The organism is Collimonas arenae (assembly GCF_001584165.1).
Classification (GTDB): domain Bacteria; phylum Pseudomonadota; class Gammaproteobacteria; order Burkholderiales; family Burkholderiaceae_D; genus Collimonas; species Collimonas arenae.
On sequence record NZ_CP013233.1, the window covers coordinates 1353916 to 1370690 of the forward strand.

The window sequence follows — 16775 nt, forward strand, 5'->3', positions numbered from 1 at the left end:
TCATGACACTCATCTTCCCAAGTGTGAAAAAAGCAGTCGGCGAATGGGGCGCGCGCATCGCACGCAATGCCGGCACGACCGCACTGTTGCTGCTGGCCGGGCTGGCGCCAATGGCAATGGTGCAGGCGCAAATACAAGCGGACAGGAAAGAGCCGGAGCAGATACGCATCGGTTTCCAGAAGAGTGCCGTCAACCTGGTGATCCTGAAGCAACGCAATACGCTGGAGCAACGCTTCAAGAACAGCAAGATCGTCTGGCTGGAATTTCCTGCAGGACCGCAACTGCTGGAGGCCTTGTCGGCCGGCAGCCTGGATTTCGGTTTGACCGGCGATAGTCCGCCCGTGTTTGCCCAGGCTGCCAACAAGGATCTATTGTACGTCGGCGCCGAACCGCCGAAGCCGAACAGTTCTGCGATCCTGGTGCAGGCGGCGTCGCAGATCCAAAAGCTGGCCGATTTGAAAGGCAAGCGGATCGCGGTGCAAAAGGGTTCCAGTGCTCACTTCCTGTTGGTGCAGGCCGTGAAAAAAGCTGGGCTAACCTGGGCCGACATCCAGCCGATCTATCTGGCGCCAGCCGATGCGCGCGCTGCGTTTGAGCGTGGCAGCGTTGATGCTTGGGCGATCTGGGATCCGTATTACGGTGCTGCTGAGTTGAGCTTCAAGCCGCGCGTGCTGACCAATGGCCGTGGCTTGTCGAACAACAATTCGTTTTACCTGGCGTCACGCGCTTTCGCCGAGAACTATCCGGGCACCGTGCTGACATTGTTGGATGAGCTGACCAAGGCCGACCAGTACCAGCTGCAAACCGCAAGGAAGTCGCGCAATTGATCTCCGATGTCAGTGGCTTGAATCTGGCCACTGTGGAACTGTTCCTGAACCGTCGCGCAGCGCCGTCGCCGACCACGGTGATCAGTACGGAGATGGTGGTGGATCAGCAACGAGTGGCTGACAGCTTTAAGGAAATCGGTTTGATTCCGCGCGCAATAAAGGTCGCCGATATTGTCTGGCAGCCGAAGCAGGCAGCGTTGGCGCGGCAGTAATTTTTACTTACTTACAACGAATACGGAAGCAGTCATGAACGTTTTCTGGTTTATCCCAACCCACGGCGACAGCCGTTATCTTGGCACTTCGCACGGTGCGCGCCCGGTCAACTTCGATTACATGAAGCAGATCGCGGTTGCCGCCGATACGCTTGGTTATGATGGCGTGCTGCTGCCGACTGGCCGCTCCTGCGAAGATGCCTGGGTGACCGCCTCGAGCCTGATCGGCTTTACCCAGCGCCTGAAATTCCTGGTGGCGATCCGCCCCGGCCTAAGTGCGCCGGGCTTGGCGATTCGCATGGCGTCGACTTTCGATCGCTTGTCGAACGGCCGCCTGCTGATCAATGTGGTGACCGGCGGCGATCAGGCCGAGCTGGAAGCAGACGGCTTGTTTGCTGAGCACGCCGAACGTTATGAAATCACATCCGAATTCCTGAAAGTCTGGCGCGCCGCATTGTCTGGAGAGGGCGGCGAAAGTGGCTATAACTTCATCGGCAAGCACATCAAGGTGAAGGGCGCCAAGACTTTGTATCCATCGGTGCAGAAGCCGTATCCACCGTTGTATTTCGGCGGTTCTTCGGAGCCGGCGCATGAACTGGCGGCAGAGCAGGTCGATGTTTACCTGACTTGGGGCGAGCCGCCGGCTGCAGTTGCCGAGAAGATTGCCGATATCCGCGCCCGCGCCGCCAAGCATGGCCGCACCGTGCGTTTCGGGATTCGCCTGCACGTGATTGTACGTGACACCAATCAAGCCGCCTGGGCTGCCGCCGAAGAGTTGATCAGCCACGTCGATGACGACGTGATTGCCCGTGCACAGGCAGCATTTTCCAAGATGGATTCGGAAGGCCAACGCCGCATGGCGGCATTGCATGGCGGTCGCCGCGACAAGCTGGAAGTTGCGCCGAACCTCTGGGCGGTGTCGGCCTGGTACGCGGTGGCGCAGGTACTGCGCTGGTCGGCGATGCTGAGACTGTGGCCGAACGCATGCGCGAATATGAAGAGCTGGGAATCGATACTTTTATCCTGTCCGGCTACCCGCATCTGGAAGAATCCTATCGCTTTGCCGAACTGGTGTTCCCGTTGCTGGGCAAGGGTCGCGAGGCATCCGGTGAACAGCCCCTGACTGGGCCGTTCGGTGAAGTGATTGCCAACGGCTTGCTGCCGAAGGCGTCGCAAAGTTGAGGGAGGCGGCATGAGCGCAATCAGTAGCACCATCACATCGGCAGCTTCAGCAACGCGGCCATCGCAAGCCCGCTCCAAGGAAAAAGGGCGAGCCGCCCGGATCTGGAAGGAAAGGCTGCTGCCATGGCTGCTGCCGGTGTTGCTGATCCTGGGCTGGGAATTCGCCGCCAAGGTTGGCTGGCTGTCGAGCCGCATCTTGCCGGAGCCATGGGCAGTGGCGCGTGCGGCCTGGTCATTGGCGGTGTCGGGCGAGTTGTGGACACATGTGCGCATCAGCGCCTGGCGCGCGATCTCCGGTTTTGCCGTTGGCGGCGGTCTTGGATTATTGCTGGGTTTGCTGACCGGGACCTTCAAGCAGGCCGAGACCTTGCTCGACACCAGCATCCAGATGATCCGCAATATTCCGGCGCTGGCACTGATTCCACTGGTGATCCTGTGGTTCGGCATCGACGAATCGTCGAAGCTGTTCCTGGTATCGATAGGGGTATTTTTCCCGGTCTACCTGAATACCTTTCATGGTATCCGATCAGTCGATAAAGGGTTGATCGAAATGGCCAAGAGCTACGGTTTGTCGGGCTGGCCGCTATATCGCGACGTCATCCTGCCGGGTGCGTTGCCGTCGATCCTGGTCGGCGTGCGCTTTGCGTTGGGGCTGGTGTGGGTGCTGTTGATCGTGGCCGAAACCATCTCGGCGCAGGCCGGGATCGGCTACATGACGATGAACGCCCGTGAATTCCTGCAGACCGATGTGGTGCTGGTTGGCATCCTGCTGTATGCGCTGCTGGGCAAGCTGGCCGACATGCTGGCGCGCGGGCTGGAGCGCTATTGGCTGCGCTGGCATCCTGGCTTTCAGTAAGCGCGACTTGCCACTCATGCGCTTAAAGGAAATTGGAACCGAATATGCAAAATGATCCTGTTGAAATGCCGAAGTACAAGCGGTCGCGCAGCACGGCGCGAGCGGTAGCCGTGGCGTCGGTATCAGCGTGCGCGCAGTCTCGAAATCGTATGCCGATCGGGAGGTGCTGAAGACGCTCAATGTTGAGATTGGCGCCGGTGAATTCGTGGCCATCGTCGGTCGCAGCGGTTGCGGCAAGAGCACCTTGCTGCGCCTGATCGCCGGGTTGGAGCAGCAAAGCGCGGGGCGCATCGATTTCGACGGCGCTGCCGATTGCGCGGCGTGCGTCAGTCCTGCCAAGCAGCCGGAAATTCGCATCATGTTTCAGGATTCGCGCCTGCTGCCGTGGAAGCGCGTGCTGGCCAACGTCGGCCTCGGATTGCCGCGTACCTCGCAGGCTTCGGCCAAGGCACTGGCCCAGGTCGGCCTGGAGCAGCGCGCTAACGAATGGCCGGCAGTGTTGTCGGGCGGCCAGCGGCAACGCGTGGCGTTGGCGCGGGCGCTGGTCCACGATCCGGAATTGTTGTTGCTGGATGAACCGCTTGGCGCGTTGGATGCACTGACTCGCATTGAGATGCAGCAACTGATCGAATCGTTGTGGAAAGCGCGCGGCTTTACTGCAGTGCTGGTGACGCACGACGTGCAAGAGGCGATTGCGCTGGCGGACCGGGTGTTGCTGATCGAGGACGGTGAGATCACGCTCGACGAACGGGTTGATCTGCCGCGTCCCAGGGCGAGGGGCAACCTGGCGTTCGCGCAGCTGGAAGAACGGATTTTGGCGCGCGTGCTGAAACACCCGGCGCCGCAGCCGGATGCGACCCTCGGCGATCTGTCGCTGCAACGCACGTACAGCCAGGTCGGTTGGGCTGTTTGATTTTTTGAGGCAAGCGTTTTTGACATAACCGTATTACCAAAGGAGAAACCATGAGCATCCAGGCAATTAATGTCCGCAACCAGTTCCGCGGCAAGATCCAGAGCATTACCGAGGATGAAGTGTTGTCCGCGCTGGATATCGAAACTCCTTCCGGCATCGTGTCGTCGGTGATCACTACCCGTTCGGTGCGCGACCTGGGATTGGTGGTTGGTTCCGAAGTGGTGGCGCTGGTGAAGGCGACTGAAGTCTCAATCGCCAAGCTTTAAATTTTCATTTTTATAAATTTTTCATTTGCTATTCAATCGTATTCTCTCTGGAAAAAATCATGACTATCCAAGCTATCAACGTACGTAATCAATTCAAGGGCAAGATCAAGGCGATCATCGAAGGCACTGTGGTGTCGGAAGTCGATGTTGAAACGCCTGCCGGCATCGTCACTTCGGTGATCACCACGCGTTCCGTGAAGGATCTGGGTCTGGTGATCGGCACTGAAGTGGTGGCGCTGGTCAAGGCGACTGAAGTGTCGATCGCCAAGATCTGATCCTAAAGAGGCAGCCATGTCCTTTCCAGCTTTGGAGCAATATCTGGCCCGTTTGAACGGCGGCGCACACGACGAGACTCGCAGCGACTGCCGGGTCTGGCTGGATCAGGACGGGCGCGCCCAGGGACGCTATTTCAACACCACCCTGACTACCGCGTTCCAACCGGTGCGGCGCATCGATGGCGTGACTGGCAAGGGAGCGACCATCGGTCACGAAGGTTTTGCTCACAGTTACTCGGCCAACGACAACGGCCTGTACTTGTGGAAATTGCTGGACCACGCCGCCAGCGACGACGAGTCGATCGAACTCGACCGTCTGTGCCGCATGCTGCATTCGATCAATTTCTATCGCCAGCCGGAAGCGGCTGGCGCCGATTTGTACCTGAGCGTGCACGCGCGCCTGCTGGCTGCGGTCGACAGCAATCACGGCATGGCATTCCGGCGTATCCTGACACTGCTGGGCTTGCCGCAAGAACGGATCGTATTGCAACTGCCGACCATCACCGAAAACCAGGGTTGGCTGTTGAATTATGTGTTGGACAACTACCGGCGCAATCATTTCCGCCTGGCGGTGAATGCCGACGATGTGGCGCAGGCACAGGTTTTGCTAGAAAGAGTCAAGCCGGATGTGGTCAAGATTGACGCCCGTGGCGTTAATCAGGATCCACAGACCGTGGGTTTGCTGCAGGATTGTGCAGTGCGCGGCATCCAGGTGATTTTCAAGAGGCTGGAAAAGGCACGTGACCTGGAGGTGTTGCAGCAGCTAGCACAGGAAGTTGTCTGGCCGTTGCATGCCCAGGGATTCCTGTGGGATTTGCCGCAGGCTTCGTTGCATGCTTTCTCCGCGTTGACCGATACGCAGGGCGGTACCTCAGCTGAGGTGCTGGATACAGAAGGAGGCTGAAGATGCCGACATTGTCATCGTTTCGTGTGCTGGTAGCCCCCGGGCTGTATAACAGCGGCCCGCTGCATTGGCAATCGCGATGGCAACGTCTTTATCCGGCGTTCGAACGGGTTGAGCAAGAGCACTGGGATGCGCCGGTGCTGGAAGTCTGGTCGCAACGTTTGCAGCATCAGCTGCGGCAATCGGAGCAACCAGCATTGGTGATCGCCCACAGCTTCGGTTGCCTCACTACGGTGCATGCCGCCTTGACCGACATACCCAATTTGGCCGGGGCGCTGCTGGTGGCGCCGGCCGATCCCGATAAATTTGATGTCAGCCAGGCTGTGCGTGGCAAGCTGTCGGTGCCCGCGATCGTGGTCGGCAGCCTCAACGATCCGTGGATGGAAAGCGGCCGCGCCCGGCAGTGGGCGCAAACCTGGGGCGCCGACTACGTCGACGCCGGGGCATTGGGTCACATCAATGCCGAGTCCAATCTGGGCGATTGGCTGTACGGTCAATCGCTGCTGCAGCGCCTGGTGCAGCAGACATCCTCATTTCCCGGCGCTCGGCAGCAACGGGAGCCAGCCCGTCGCCCCACCGTGCAGCGCTGAAGCAGCGTTACGCTGCCTGGACAAACTCACCAATCTGCTTGACCACCGCATTGCGTACCGAACCACTGACCACGAACGATTGCGCCACCGCGATATCGTTGTGGAACCAGCGATCGCCTTCCAGGCAAGCTGGGATCTGCCGACGGATTTCCTGATACGCAGCTTGCGTGCCTTTACCCAGCACGAAGCCCGGCAACAAGTCTTCCGTCATGGTCAAGGCCTGCGCCGCCAGCAGCATTTCAACACCGATGATGTACTGCGTGTTGGCCACCACGGTGGCCGCCTTGCGCGCACACCAGGTCGAGTTCGACACGTGGTCTTCGCTGTTGCCCTTGGCAGGGATGCTGTCGACACTGCCCGGCATGCACAGCGTGCGGTTTTCCATCACCAATGAACTCAACGAACATTGCACTACCGGATAGCCGGTGTTGACGCCACGCACACCGCTCATCAGGTTGCGCGGCAAGCCCCACGAGAGTGTCGGATCGATCAGGCGCGCGACGCGGCGTTCGCAGATGCTGCCCAGATCGGTGATCGCCATCGCCAGCAAATCCATCGCCTGCGCCAGGTACTGGCCGTGGAAATTGCCGCCGGAGATGATCTCGAAACCGCCGCCTTCCTTGTCAAAGATCAGCGGATTGTCGGTGGCCGAATTGATTTCCTTGTCGACAATATTGTCGATGTAATCGAGCGCATCGAATACCGGGCCGTAGACTTGCGGCGAGCAGCGCAGCGAGTACACATCCTGGATGCGGGCGGTATAAGGGATGTCGGTGCGGCGGCTTTCTTCCGGAAACTGCACCGCGCGCGCTTCGTGCGTGGTGCGGGTGGAACCGGCCAGCAGCTTGCGGATGATGGCGGCGGTCTTGATCTGGCCGGCATGTGGACGGGCTTGCTGGATGCGATGATCGAATGCGGCCATCTCGGCGCGCATCGCTTCCAGCGTCAATCCCAGCGACAGGCAGGCATCGCTCAGCAGATTGCGCGCATCGTGCGCCACCAGTACCGCTACAGCCAGCGAAGCGGTACAACCGTTGATCAGGGCAGACGCATCTTTGGCCTTGAGGTCAAACTTGACCGGACCGACGCCGGACTTGGTGATGGCTTCAGGCGCGCTCATGCGCTGGCCCTGATACATCACTTCGGCTTCGTCAAAACCGGCGATTGCTGCCGCCAGGTAGGACAACGGCGCGAGGTCGCCGGAGGCGCCAACAGAGCCCTTTTGCGGCATGATCGGATGGATGCCGGCATTCAGGAAAGCCAGCAAGCGATCGACCACTTCCACCCGTGGCGCCGAATAATTGCTGGCGAAGGCATTGGCGCGCAACAGCATGGTGGCGCGGCTGACTTCTTCCGAGAACGGTTCGCCGATGCCGGCGCAGTGCGCCTTGATCAATTGGGTCTGGAACAACTCGATGTGCTCGACCTTGATGCGGGTGTCTTTCAGCAGGCCGACGCCGGTGTTGAAGCTGTACATCATCGGCGCTTCATCGTGCATCCAGGTCGATTCAATGTAGTCGCGGCTTTCCTTGAGCGCGGCGCGTGAAGAGTCGGCCAGCGTTACCGGCAGGTGCGGGGCGCGGGCGACGTCGACCACTTGTTGAGCGGTCAGGTTGAAGCCGTCGATGGTGATGGTGGTAGTAGTCATGTTCGATTCCAAAGGTAATCAGTGTTTAAAATTTTCGACAAAGCGGCTGAATACGCGTGCGCCGAGCGCGGCGTCGGCGGTACTCATGATTTCGTCAGGATGATGGCTGATGCCGCCGTTGCCGCAACGGACGAACAGCATGGCGACATCGGTAATGGCGGCCATCGCCATGGCGTCGTGGCCCGCGCCCGAGGGCAGGTGGCGTAACGCCAGACCGCTCTCTTCAATGGCGCCGGCCAGCTGTTGTTGCAGCCACGGCGCGCAAGGAACGCTGGCAGCTTCGTGCGTCTTGCGGGTCTGAATCACGACGTTGCGGCGCGCGGCGATCTGTTCGATCTTTGCCAAAACATCGCTTACCGCAGCCTGGCGTATCGCATCTTGTTCGGCGCGGATATCGATCGAGAAAATGGTTTTCCCGGCACCACGTTGGCGGCGCCATTCGGCACATTGAACTGACCGACGGTGCCGACCAGTCCGCGTGTGCCACTGCAACGCTGTTCTATATACAAGCCGATCTCGGCTGCGGCCATGGCGGCATCGCGCCGCATTTCCATCGGCACCGTGCCGGCATGGCCGGCCAGGCCTTCGACTTCCACCATGAAGCGCGAGGCGCCGGAGATGGCGGTCACTACGCCGAGCGGCAAATCATTATTGAGCAAGACCGGGCCTTGTTCGATATGCACTTCGACAAACGCCAGCACCGCATCCGGCGCATAAGCGGCCTTGCCCAAACCGCTGGCATGGAAGCCGGAAGCGGCCATCACGTCGCGCATGCGTTGACCACTGTCGTCGAGATTGTCCAGCACTGCCATGTCGAAGGTGCCGGCGGCGGCACGGCTGCCGAGCAGGGTGGCCTTGAAGCGCACGCCTTCTTCCTCGGCAAAGCCGATGATTTCGATGGCAAAGGGGAAGCGCTTGCCGGCCTCATGCCATTGCTGCACGCAGGCGATCGGCAGCAGGATGCCGAGATTGCCGTCGTATTTGCCGCCGTTACGCACCGTATCGAAATGCGAGCCGGTCAGCAGTGCCGGCGCATCGGCGGTCAGTCCTTCATAGCGGCCGATCACGTTGCCCGCCATGTCGCGCCGTACGCTCATGCCGGCGGCGCACATCCATTCGGCCAGTTGCGCCGCGGCGCCGTGGTGCGCCGACGTCAAGTAGGTGCGGGTGAGCATGTCGGGCGCTTCGCTGTGCTGCGCCAGCTCGTCGGACCAGGCCATGATCCGCTCGCCGCATCTGTCCCAGGGTTCTTGCATGGTTGTCTCCTAGATAATTAATCGACTTTTCGCTGCCCATTCGGCTGTTGTTATAGGTTTTTGCGATCATACACGCAAAATCAAGTTGAATTCAATTATTGCATACAATAAGTGAATGCATTATATTGAATCCGGGATGCGGCCTATTTCATCCGGGCCTGACAGACCAAAATTGGTATAAACCAAACAAAACAATCAGGAGACAGACGTGCGGCGCTTTTATAAATCACTGTTTGGCCAGGTGCTGATAGCACTTGTGATCGGTATTGCGGTTGGGGTGCTGTACCCCAAGTTCGGAGAGAGCTTGAAGCCGTTGGGGGATGGCTTTATCAAGCTGGTCAAGATGATCATTCCGATGATCGTGTTTTGCGTTGTGGTGAATGGCATTTACGGCGCTGGTGAGCTGAAGAAGGTGGGGCGGGTCGGCCTCAAGGCGCTGATCTATTTTGAAGTCGTGACGACCGTCGCCTTGGTGTTGGGGCTGCTGCTGGCATTTGTCTTCCATCCCGGGGTCGGCATGAACATCAATCCCGATACGCTGGATGCGAATGCACTGTCCAGTTACGTCGAGACTGCCAAGCAGGTGAAGGGTACCGGCTTTGCCGACTTCGTCATGAAGATCATTCCGAATACGGTGGTGAGCGCGTTTACTTCCGGCGATGTGCTGCAAGTGTTGCTGTTTTCCATCATCTTCGGTTCCGCACTGTCGCTGATCGGTGAGAAGGCCGCGCCGATTGTTACTGTTGTGCACAGCATGTCGGAAGCCTTCTTCAAGTGCATGTCCTTCATCATCCGCCTGGCGCCGCTGGGCGTGTTCGGCGCGATTGCCTTCACCGTCGGCAAGTACGGCGTCGGCTCGTTGCAGCAACTAGGTTTCCTGGTCATCCTGTATTTCTTTGCGGTCGTGATTTTCGTGTTTGCCATACTCGGCACGATCCTGCGCCTGGCCGGGTTCAGCATCTTCAAACTGATCAAGTACCTGCGTGCGGAATTGCTGGTGGTGCTGGCGACCGCGTCCTCGGACAGCGTGCTGCCGCAGATCATGCGCAAGCTGGAATACATGGGTATCAAGGGCTCCACCGTCGGCCTGGTGATCCCGACCGGCTATTCATTCAACCTCGATGCCTTTTCGATCTACCTGACACTGGCGGCGGTGTTCATCGCACAAGCAACCAACACGCCGCTGGCGATCACAGACTTGCTGGCGATCCTGGCCGTGGCGCTGATTACCTCAAAAGGAGCGCATGGCGTGCCGGGTTCCGCCATCGTGATTTTGGCGGCGACCTTGTCCGCGATCCCGGCGATTCCGGTGGTCGGCCTGGTGCTGGTGCTGTCGATCGACTGGTTCATGGGAATTGCCCGCGCACTCGGTAATTTGCTCGGCAATTGCGTGGCCACGGTTGTGGTGGCGGTGTGGGAAAAGGATATCGACCGCGCCCGTGCACATGCTGTCTTGAACGGCGCGCGTCCTCCGGTGGAGGAAGAAGGAGTTCCTGTAGTGCTGCACGTGGCAAGCGACACACGGCCCGCATAAGCAGAATAGGAGGTGGCTGGCGGCGCTTACCGCCAGCCGAATCGGATGCTTATTTTTCTATAAGGTGTCGCATTTACAAGTACAATTTTGGTCTTTAGAACCACGCATCAAGGAAATCGATAACATGAGCCTGTCTTCCAGCCCAGCCGGCGCCGACAGTTCTGACGATATCGCCGCCGACATCACGACAGCGATTGCCGAGCAGCGCCTGCCGCCCGGCACCAAGTTGCGGGAAGAAGCACTGGCGCGACTGTACTCCGTCAGCCGCACCAAGATCCGCGCTGCGCTGGTGATGCTGGCCAAAGACAAGCTGATCGATCTGGTGCCAGACAAGGGTGCCTTCGTCAGTCGTCCGACCGAGGAAGAGGCGCGCCAGATATTTTTCGTGCGGCGCGTGCTGGAAGCGGCGCTGGTGCGCGAATTTGTCGCCAAGGCTACCGCGGCCGATTACGAAACGCTGGAACGGCACCTGCAGCAGGAGCGCGAAGCACTGTCCAAGGAAAATCCGCAAATCCGCTCGCGCCTGTTGAGCGATTTCCACATCCTGCTGGCGCGCGCCGTCGGCAACCAGGTGCTGACTGATGTCCTCACCAAGCTGGCCGGCCGCAGTTCCCTGATCACCATGCTGTACCAATCCACCCGCGACGCCGCCTGTTCATCCGATGAACACGTCGAATTCCTGCAGGCCGCCAAGGCCGGCGATACCGAAAAAGCCGTCGAGCTGATGCTGCATCACCTGCATCACGTCGAGAAGGCGCTGCAGTTCGAAATTCCGCCGCCCGGCGCCAAGAAGGACTTTGTCAAGGCGTTGCTGGCTTAGGGGAAGCGGCCGGCATTTTTCTGCGCCGCTGGGTGGGCGCCTACATCTGCTTGAACAGATGAATGAAACTGCGGCTCACTTCCAGTTTTTCCGAATGTCCCTTGACCAGTACCTGATGACGGCCGCGCATGTCGCGCGTGATGCCGTCGATGGCATTGACGTTGACCAGCGTGGCGCGGTGGATTTGCCAGAACAGGTCAGGGTCGAGTTCCTCTGCCAGGTCGCGTACCGGCTTGCGGATCAGGGCTTCGTAAGTGGCGGTCTGGACGCTGGTGTATTTTTCGTCGGAACGGAAAAACAGGATCTCCTGCACCGGGATCAGCCGCAGCTGCTGACCGATGCTGGCCTGTATCCATTGCAGATAGACCGGCTTGGTAGCGATCCCCATCTGCTTGGCTAGCTGGGTCAGCATCGCGCTCATGTCTGCCGGGGCCGCACTTTTGCTCAAGCGGGCTTTGAGGCGCGTCACGGTCAGTCCCAGGCGCTCCGCTTCGGCCGGCTTCAGGATGTAATCGACGGCACCTTGCTCGAACGCTTCGATGGCGTATTCGTCGTAGGCGGTGATGAAAACGATGTGGCTCTTGGTGCCGATTTCGCGCGCGGCTTCCAGGCCGGTCTTGCCCGGCATGCGGATGTCGAGGAAGGTGAAATCGGGTTGCAGCTGGTCGACCAGTTCGATCGCTTCGTCGCCATTCTTGGCTTCACCCAAAATTTCCAGTTCGGGCCACGCCTGGCTCAGGCGCAACCGGATCTGGTCGCGCATCAGACGTTCATCATCGGCAATAACGGCAGTAGGCATAGGCTGAGAGGTAAGGGGAGAGGGTTATCGTTTATTGACCGATCCGGAGCCGACAATGCTGGTCTTGACCTGTGGATCGCCTTCATAGGTGACGTCGCCCGAGCCGGCGGTCGACACATTCAACTGCTTGCTGGCGTAGACGTTGGCATCGCCGCTGCCGACGATTGATACGCGCGTATTTTCCGAGAGCAGGCTGAAACCGTCGTAATCGCCACTGCCGGCAATCGATACGCGTAAATCGCGGGTCTTGCCTTTGACATTGATATTACCGGCGCCGGCAATGGAGGCGTTGATATTGGGCGCATTCAGCTCGCCGTCGACATCGCCGGAACCGGCAATGGATATCTTGATGGTGTCTTTACTGCTCAGTTTTCCCTTTACCTTGATATCGCCGGAACCATAGATCGACAGGGTATTCACGTCCGGGGCCGTCAGATAAACATTGATATCGTGATGCGTGCTGAAAAAACTGTTGCCCTTCAGGCTGACGCGCAGAGCCGAGCCGCTGACAGTCAGCTCAACCCGCGGCACGATGCTGGCTTCGGCTTCGATCACGGCCGGCTTGGCCGGACCCTGAGTCAAGTATACGTTGACGGCATCCATCAGTTCGATCTGCTGGAAATCGCCGAGAGGGCGCTCTGCCTTGATGACCTCGGCAGCCATGCTGCCGGTGCTGACCAGTGGAAGCACTGCGGCTGCGGCCAGTGCCAGAAAAAAGGTGCGGCGTGAGAGCGATTTCATATGCATGTTTCCTGTAACTTTTTGCGGCGAGCCCATGCGATAACTTTATTTAGGCTGCGCCTTGTTTTGTGCAACGACTTGATACGGTACTTCAATGGTGGAGCAGACGCCGCTCGGGGTATTCGGCGTAATCACCAGTTGTGCGGCGGTGCCGTGCAATAGTTTGAGGCGATCGCGGATACTTTGCAATCCCAATCCGGTGCCATTGCTGGGTACTGCCGCAAAACCGAGGCCGTCGTCAGTGACGCTGACCCGCAGCTGATTATCGGCCACCTCAGCGTGGATGCGCACGGTGCCGCCATCGGGCTTGGTTTCCAATCCATGTTTGATGGCATTTTCAACCAGCGATTGCAGCATCATCGGCGGGAAGGCGGCGCTACGCAAACCTTCCGAAATCTGCAGCTCGACGTGCAAGCGTTCTTCCATGCGCATTTTCAACAGATCCAGGTAAGCCTTGACGATATCAACTTCTCGTCCCAGCGTTGTGACGGTGGCGGTTTCCCGCATCTGCGGCAGTACTGCGCGCAGGTACTGGATCAAGCGCTTCTGCATGGCCGATGCGCGCGGCGGATCGGTTTCAATCAGGTACTCGACCGAGGCCAAGGTATTGAACAGGAAGTGCGGTTCCACCTGGGCCTGGATCATTTGCATCTTGGCTTCCGACACTTCGCGCTGCAGGTTGGCGTGTTCGGCGGCGGCGTTGGCGGCCTGTGCGCGCGCTTCCGCACGTTTCTTTCCGCCCATCAGGGCCTTGGTGCCAAACAAACCGATCAGCAGCAGCAATACAAAATTCACGAACCATTCCGACGATTTCTTCTGATAGCGGGCGACCTGCTGTTCGGCCTTGTCAGCTGCGGCTTCATGGATGGCGGCAACAGCATCGTTGATAGCCTGGTTGACGTCTTGCGTAGCATCCGGCGGCAGGGCCAGGCCCAGATTGGCGGCATTGGCCGGTGCGGGGGGCGCAGTCGGCACCCCTGGTACCGCGGGCTTGCTCGGCACACCTGGCGCCTCGGGTTTACCTGGCACTGTTGGCACAGCCGGGACTGGCGGAACCGTTGGAGCTTCCGGAGCGGCCTGGGCACTCGTGGCATCGCTCTCGTCGTCCGAGTAGGTGTATGTCTTGACATGCACGCCGCTGCCGTCAATCTGGATATCCGCATCCCCTTTGCCAGGTTTGCCGGATTTGCCGGCGGTGCTGATATGAAGGCCGTTGTCGTCTATCCGGATATCGGCGTCTCCCTTCCCGGATTGACTTGATTTGCCGCCATGCCTGCTGGTTTTCTCGATCACGACCACATTTTGATCGGAGGAAAACAGCGTTTCTTGCAAAATCCCGGCTGCGGCCATCACTAGCACTGCAAACAGGAAAAATTTCCACCACGAGAGCTGCGTGACCCAGGTTGCGGTTTTATCGAAACCTCGCGACAGATAGACCGAGGCTGTTTCTACCGCTTGCTTCCATGTGATCGAATCAGAATTCATAGTGTGAGAATCGGGTTGTATTCCGGGTTGTGCGGCGACTTGGCGACGACGCCTTCATTTTAGATGTTACGGACGCGGCAAGTATCGGCGTTTTTCCCGCTGGCATCAATGCATATTAGAGAGCGGTGAGTGCCGCCACGCGATTGGCGTCGGGTTTCTTGCGGGCGATTTTCTTTACATTGCGATTGTGGTCCTGCTGCGCCAGCATGGCTTTTTCTTCCGGTGTCAGGCGTTTGCCGATGATGATGATCGGCGGCAGCATCGGTATTTCCTCGCTTGCTGCAGCTGCTTTCTTGGCCGGCCCGGCAGCCATGGCGGGGGCAATCCCTGCACTTAATGCTGCGAATAACGTGACGGCGACGATGAGTTGACGGTTGGTGTTCATTGCAATCTCCTTGACTGGAACTGCCTTGGAACTGGTTTGGTATAAATGGCTTGCCTTATGCGACGGCGCGCAGTGTCGGGACAGGTTTGGCAACGGCCTTCTTGCGGCTTTCCTGTTGTGCCAATACGGTCTTTTGATCGCGGCTGAGGCGCTTGCCGACGATCGTGATGGTTGGCAGCATGCCGTCCTGTTGATCCATCGCCAGCTTTTCCTGCGCGGTCAAGCGCTTGGCAACGATGGTCACGGTTTGCATTGGCAGACGCTTGCCGATGACGGTGATGGTAGGCAGTGTCGAGATTTCAGCTTGCTGTGGAGCAGCGATGACTGGAGCGGCAGCGGCGAAAGTGGCGACGGACAGGATGGCGATCAGTGCTTGGCGTGCTGTGTTCATTTGTATTCTCCGTTAAGTGGGTGACGTTGTTGCATGTCGTCACTTTAGGGAGTCAAACGATAGGTCGCCATCTACTTGCGACAGCCTGCAGGAATGCCGGGACAAAATACAAAAAAACGGGACTGAAATGCAGCGGATTTGCGTCGCGCTGGATGATTCAGTGCCGTTTTGACGGTTCAGGCGACAGCTTCAAGGCTGCTATTGGGTGAAGTTTTGTGGTTTTTTTGATATTTGTTGTGCTGGTGGTGCTGACGAAATGTGTCCCGCCTAAACTGTTATATCTTTTTGCCACAAAAAAGCCTAATAGGGCTATTCCCATCGCGGTCGATCGGTGGCCGCCGAGTCATCTCACACGATTGATTGATAAACTCGCCACGGTCGTTATAGGCATACTCGGCGTCATGCCCATCGCAAAATTGTAGGACGTGGGTGGTCGTACCGAACGCCTTGTAAATGTTGTGCGCCATGATGTCGCAGATACATGAAGCGCACATGGCACGTTGGAGTCGCAGTGGCGCGATCCCCAGCGTGGACTGGACGTTCAAGTGGCCTTGCTGATGATCAAACTCAAAACCGAGATTGTGCATGACGACTTCAATGGTACGTCTGCGTTTTATCAGGGTACATCCCAGCAAACCGCCGCCCCTGAAAGTGAGCACATGTTCGGTGCGATCCCCGATCTGTTCAATTTCATGCGCTTCAACCTCGGCGACACTCTCTACCTGCACCCGCAGCACATTGGGTAATACACTGGTGCTGTCACCATTGGGCGTATGCATGGTTATATTGCCATCCGGGCTTGTCATTAATGCCCCTTCTTCTATATGAATAACCTGTGTTCCGTTGGATGAAACATATTGGACAATACCATTTTCGGGTGGCTTGGTGAGGTCGACGACCGTTTGCTCTTTTGTTTCTTGATTCGTTACGCTCGCTATACCGACGCGATAAGTCGTGCTCCACAAGCCGTCAAATCATCGTGATAGGCATAAGAACGACCTTCGTGTTTGGCTCCAGCACCATCAGGAGTAATGGCAAAATTGCCGTTGCATTGTGGGCAGTGCGTCATATCCTCTTCCAGCGTAGCCGGGAGACCCATGATCGTCGGCCCTGTCGCCGTGATGACAACGCCGCCGTGCGTGGTTCTATCGTTCAAGCGGCCTACGCCACGTCCTTCGTGTTTCATTTGGATACTGGCTCCGCCCAAGTCATATTATGTGGATGAGGATTCTGCGGCCTCGGCCAGTTCCGCCATTGCCTGCTTTGCCGAATGAAGTTTTTCCTCGCCTATGCGAAGGGCGAGTTCCGCCTTGGCACAATTCCAGACCGGGAACGCATCGACCACGAGTTGACGCCCAGATATCGTCAGAGCTAGCCGCTTTCCAGCACGGCCACGTCCGCCTTCAGCACGGACCAAATCTCTGCTCTCCAGATTCTGAACATTTCGGCTGAGGGTAGTCGGATCAACGCCGGCCCTATCAGCAAGATCGACGAGCGTCGCTCCCTCGGTCGCACCGATCCCGACCAAAAGGCTGAATTGCTCGGCCGTCAGCCCGAGCGGCTTGAAGCAGGCATTGTAATAACGAGTGAGTGCACGCGCCGTTGCACGAGCCTGGAAACCAGGACACTCCGCTGCGACACTCTTCAAAGATTCTGGATCAAAACCGTTCACGCTAACTCCCCCTTGACAA

General features: G+C 58.4%; 17 protein-coding genes and 3 pseudogenes. 10 read left to right on the top strand and 10 right to left on the bottom strand.

Annotation, left to right across the window (positions count from 1 at the left end):
- Nucleotides 1-2: 2 nt before the first annotated feature.
- The 8 genes and pseudogenes from CAter10_RS06355 to CAter10_RS06390 all read left to right on the top strand — a co-directional run bounded on the left by CAter10_RS06355 (nt 3) and on the right by CAter10_RS06390 (nt 6025).
- Nucleotides 3-1039: pseudogene (locus tag CAter10_RS06355) on the top strand (sulfonate ABC transporter substrate-binding protein).
- Nucleotides 1040-1073: 34 nt separating this feature from the next.
- Nucleotides 1074-2221 (top strand): annotated as a pseudogene (ssuD, locus tag CAter10_RS06360) (FMNH2-dependent alkanesulfonate monooxygenase).
- 10 nt (nt 2222-2231) lie between these two features.
- Nucleotides 2232-3077: an aliphatic sulfonate ABC transporter permease SsuC gene (ssuC, locus tag CAter10_RS06365; protein WP_061532756.1), complete on the top strand. Its 846-nt coding sequence runs from the start codon at nt 2232-2234 to the stop codon at nt 3075-3077.
- Between the two features lie 121 nt (nt 3078-3198).
- Nucleotides 3199-3990, top strand: a complete 792-nt coding sequence (locus CAter10_RS06370) for an ATP-binding cassette domain-containing protein (protein ID WP_061532757.1) — start codon at nt 3199-3201, stop codon at nt 3988-3990.
- Nucleotides 3991-4040: 50 nt separating this feature from the next.
- Nucleotides 4041-4256, top strand: a complete 216-nt coding sequence (locus CAter10_RS06375; protein ID WP_061532758.1) for a TOBE domain-containing protein — start codon at nt 4041-4043, stop codon at nt 4254-4256.
- Between the two features lie 59 nt (nt 4257-4315).
- A complete protein-coding gene (locus tag CAter10_RS06380) occupies nt 4316-4531 on the top strand; it encodes a TOBE domain-containing protein (protein ID WP_014007003.1) in 216 nt (71 codons plus the stop codon).
- A 16-nt stretch (nt 4532-4547) separates the two neighbouring features.
- Nucleotides 4548-5435, top strand: a complete 888-nt coding sequence (locus CAter10_RS06385) for an EAL domain-containing protein (protein ID WP_061532759.1) — start codon at nt 4548-4550, stop codon at nt 5433-5435.
- 2 nt (nt 5436-5437) lie between these two features.
- Nucleotides 5438-6025, top strand: coding sequence for an RBBP9/YdeN family alpha/beta hydrolase (locus tag CAter10_RS06390; protein WP_061532760.1), 588 nt, complete (start codon nt 5438-5440; stop codon nt 6023-6025).
- A 7-nt stretch (nt 6026-6032) separates the two neighbouring features.
- On the opposite strand, the gene CAter10_RS06395 is transcribed toward CAter10_RS06390, so the two are convergent.
- Both CAter10_RS06395 and CAter10_RS06400 read right to left on the bottom strand, forming a co-directional pair.
- Complete coding sequence (locus CAter10_RS06395; protein ID WP_061532761.1) at nt 6033-7673, bottom strand: HAL/PAL/TAL family ammonia-lyase; 1641 nt, start codon at nt 7671-7673, stop codon at nt 6033-6035.
- Between the two features lie 18 nt (nt 7674-7691).
- Nucleotides 7692-8929: pseudogene (locus CAter10_RS06400) on the bottom strand (allantoate amidohydrolase).
- 208 nt (nt 8930-9137) lie between these two features.
- Here CAter10_RS06400 and CAter10_RS06405 point away from each other — a divergent pair.
- The gene (locus CAter10_RS06405; protein WP_061532762.1) at nt 9138-10463 is read left to right on the top strand and encodes a C4-dicarboxylate transporter DctA; all 1326 of its coding nucleotides are present in this window, start codon (nt 9138-9140) and stop codon (nt 10461-10463) included.
- A gap of 124 nt (nt 10464-10587) precedes the next feature.
- Nucleotides 10588-11283, top strand: coding sequence for a GntR family transcriptional regulator (locus tag CAter10_RS06410; RefSeq protein ID WP_061532763.1), 696 nt, complete (start codon nt 10588-10590; stop codon nt 11281-11283).
- A 40-nt stretch (nt 11284-11323) separates the two neighbouring features.
- On the opposite strand, the gene CAter10_RS06415 is transcribed toward CAter10_RS06410, so the two are convergent.
- The 8 genes from CAter10_RS06415 to CAter10_RS06450 form a co-directional block, all read right to left on the bottom strand.
- The gene (locus CAter10_RS06415) at nt 11324-12082 is read right to left on the bottom strand and encodes a LytR/AlgR family response regulator transcription factor (RefSeq protein WP_061532764.1); all 759 of its coding nucleotides are present in this window, start codon (nt 12080-12082) and stop codon (nt 11324-11326) included.
- A 24-nt stretch (nt 12083-12106) separates the two neighbouring features.
- Entirely contained in the window at nt 12107-12823 is a 717-nt protein-coding gene (locus tag CAter10_RS06420) for a head GIN domain-containing protein (protein ID WP_061532765.1), read from the bottom strand.
- A gap of 45 nt (nt 12824-12868) precedes the next feature.
- The gene (locus tag CAter10_RS06425) at nt 12869-14308 is read right to left on the bottom strand and encodes a sensor histidine kinase (RefSeq protein ID WP_061532766.1); all 1440 of its coding nucleotides are present in this window, start codon (nt 14306-14308) and stop codon (nt 12869-12871) included.
- Between the two features lie 115 nt (nt 14309-14423).
- Nucleotides 14424-14693, bottom strand: a complete 270-nt coding sequence (locus CAter10_RS06430) for a hypothetical protein (RefSeq protein ID WP_061532767.1) — start codon at nt 14691-14693, stop codon at nt 14424-14426.
- A 55-nt stretch (nt 14694-14748) separates the two neighbouring features.
- Nucleotides 14749-15084, bottom strand: coding sequence for a hypothetical protein (locus CAter10_RS06435; protein ID WP_061532768.1), 336 nt, complete (start codon nt 15082-15084; stop codon nt 14749-14751).
- 275 nt (nt 15085-15359) lie between these two features.
- Complete coding sequence (locus CAter10_RS22310; protein ID WP_128082998.1) at nt 15360-16049, bottom strand: hypothetical protein; 690 nt, start codon at nt 16047-16049, stop codon at nt 15360-15362.
- The gene (locus CAter10_RS21815) at nt 16019-16270 is read right to left on the bottom strand and encodes a PAAR domain-containing protein (protein WP_082797812.1); all 252 of its coding nucleotides are present in this window, start codon (nt 16268-16270) and stop codon (nt 16019-16021) included. The genes CAter10_RS22310 and CAter10_RS21815 overlap by 31 nt, the downstream gene beginning before the upstream one ends.
- 27 nt (nt 16271-16297) lie before the next feature.
- The gene (locus tag CAter10_RS06450; RefSeq protein ID WP_061532771.1) at nt 16298-16756 is read right to left on the bottom strand and encodes a MarR family winged helix-turn-helix transcriptional regulator; all 459 of its coding nucleotides are present in this window, start codon (nt 16754-16756) and stop codon (nt 16298-16300) included.
- Nucleotides 16757-16775: the final 19 nt, after the last annotated feature.

What these genes read in the sequence shown, in the direction of transcription:
- ssuC (WP_061532756.1), top strand. Translation starts at nt 2,232, where the DNA reads ATGAGCGCAATCAGTAGCACCATCACATCGGCAGCTTCAGCAACGCGG.
- CAter10_RS06375 (WP_061532758.1), top strand. Translation starts at nt 4,041, where the DNA reads ATGAGCATCCAGGCAATTAATGTCCGCAACCAGTTCCGCGGCAAGATC.
- CAter10_RS06380 (WP_014007003.1), top strand. Translation starts at nt 4,316, where the DNA reads ATGACTATCCAAGCTATCAACGTACGTAATCAATTCAAGGGCAAGATC.
- CAter10_RS06385 (WP_061532759.1), top strand. Translation starts at nt 4,548, where the DNA reads ATGTCCTTTCCAGCTTTGGAGCAATATCTGGCCCGTTTGAACGGCGGC.
- CAter10_RS06390 (WP_061532760.1), top strand. Translation starts at nt 5,438, where the DNA reads ATGCCGACATTGTCATCGTTTCGTGTGCTGGTAGCCCCCGGGCTGTAT.
- CAter10_RS06395 (WP_061532761.1), bottom strand. Translation starts at nt 7,673, where the DNA reads ATGACTACTACCACCATCACCATCGACGGCTTCAACCTGACCGCTCAA.
- CAter10_RS06410 (WP_061532763.1), top strand. Translation starts at nt 10,588, where the DNA reads ATGAGCCTGTCTTCCAGCCCAGCCGGCGCCGACAGTTCTGACGATATC.
- CAter10_RS06415 (WP_061532764.1), bottom strand. Translation starts at nt 12,082, where the DNA reads ATGCCTACTGCCGTTATTGCCGATGATGAACGTCTGATGCGCGACCAG.
- CAter10_RS06420 (WP_061532765.1), bottom strand. Translation starts at nt 12,823, where the DNA reads ATGAAATCGCTCTCACGCCGCACCTTTTTTCTGGCACTGGCCGCAGCC.
- CAter10_RS06425 (WP_061532766.1), bottom strand. Translation starts at nt 14,308, where the DNA reads ATGAATTCTGATTCGATCACATGGAAGCAAGCGGTAGAAACAGCCTCG.
- CAter10_RS06430 (WP_061532767.1), bottom strand. Translation starts at nt 14,693, where the DNA reads ATGAACACCAACCGTCAACTCATCGTCGCCGTCACGTTATTCGCAGCA.
- CAter10_RS06435 (WP_061532768.1), bottom strand. Translation starts at nt 15,084, where the DNA reads ATGAACACAGCACGCCAAGCACTGATCGCCATCCTGTCCGTCGCCACT.
- CAter10_RS21815 (WP_082797812.1), bottom strand. Translation starts at nt 16,270, where the DNA reads ATGAAACACGAAGGACGTGGCGTAGGCCGCTTGAACGATAGAACCACG.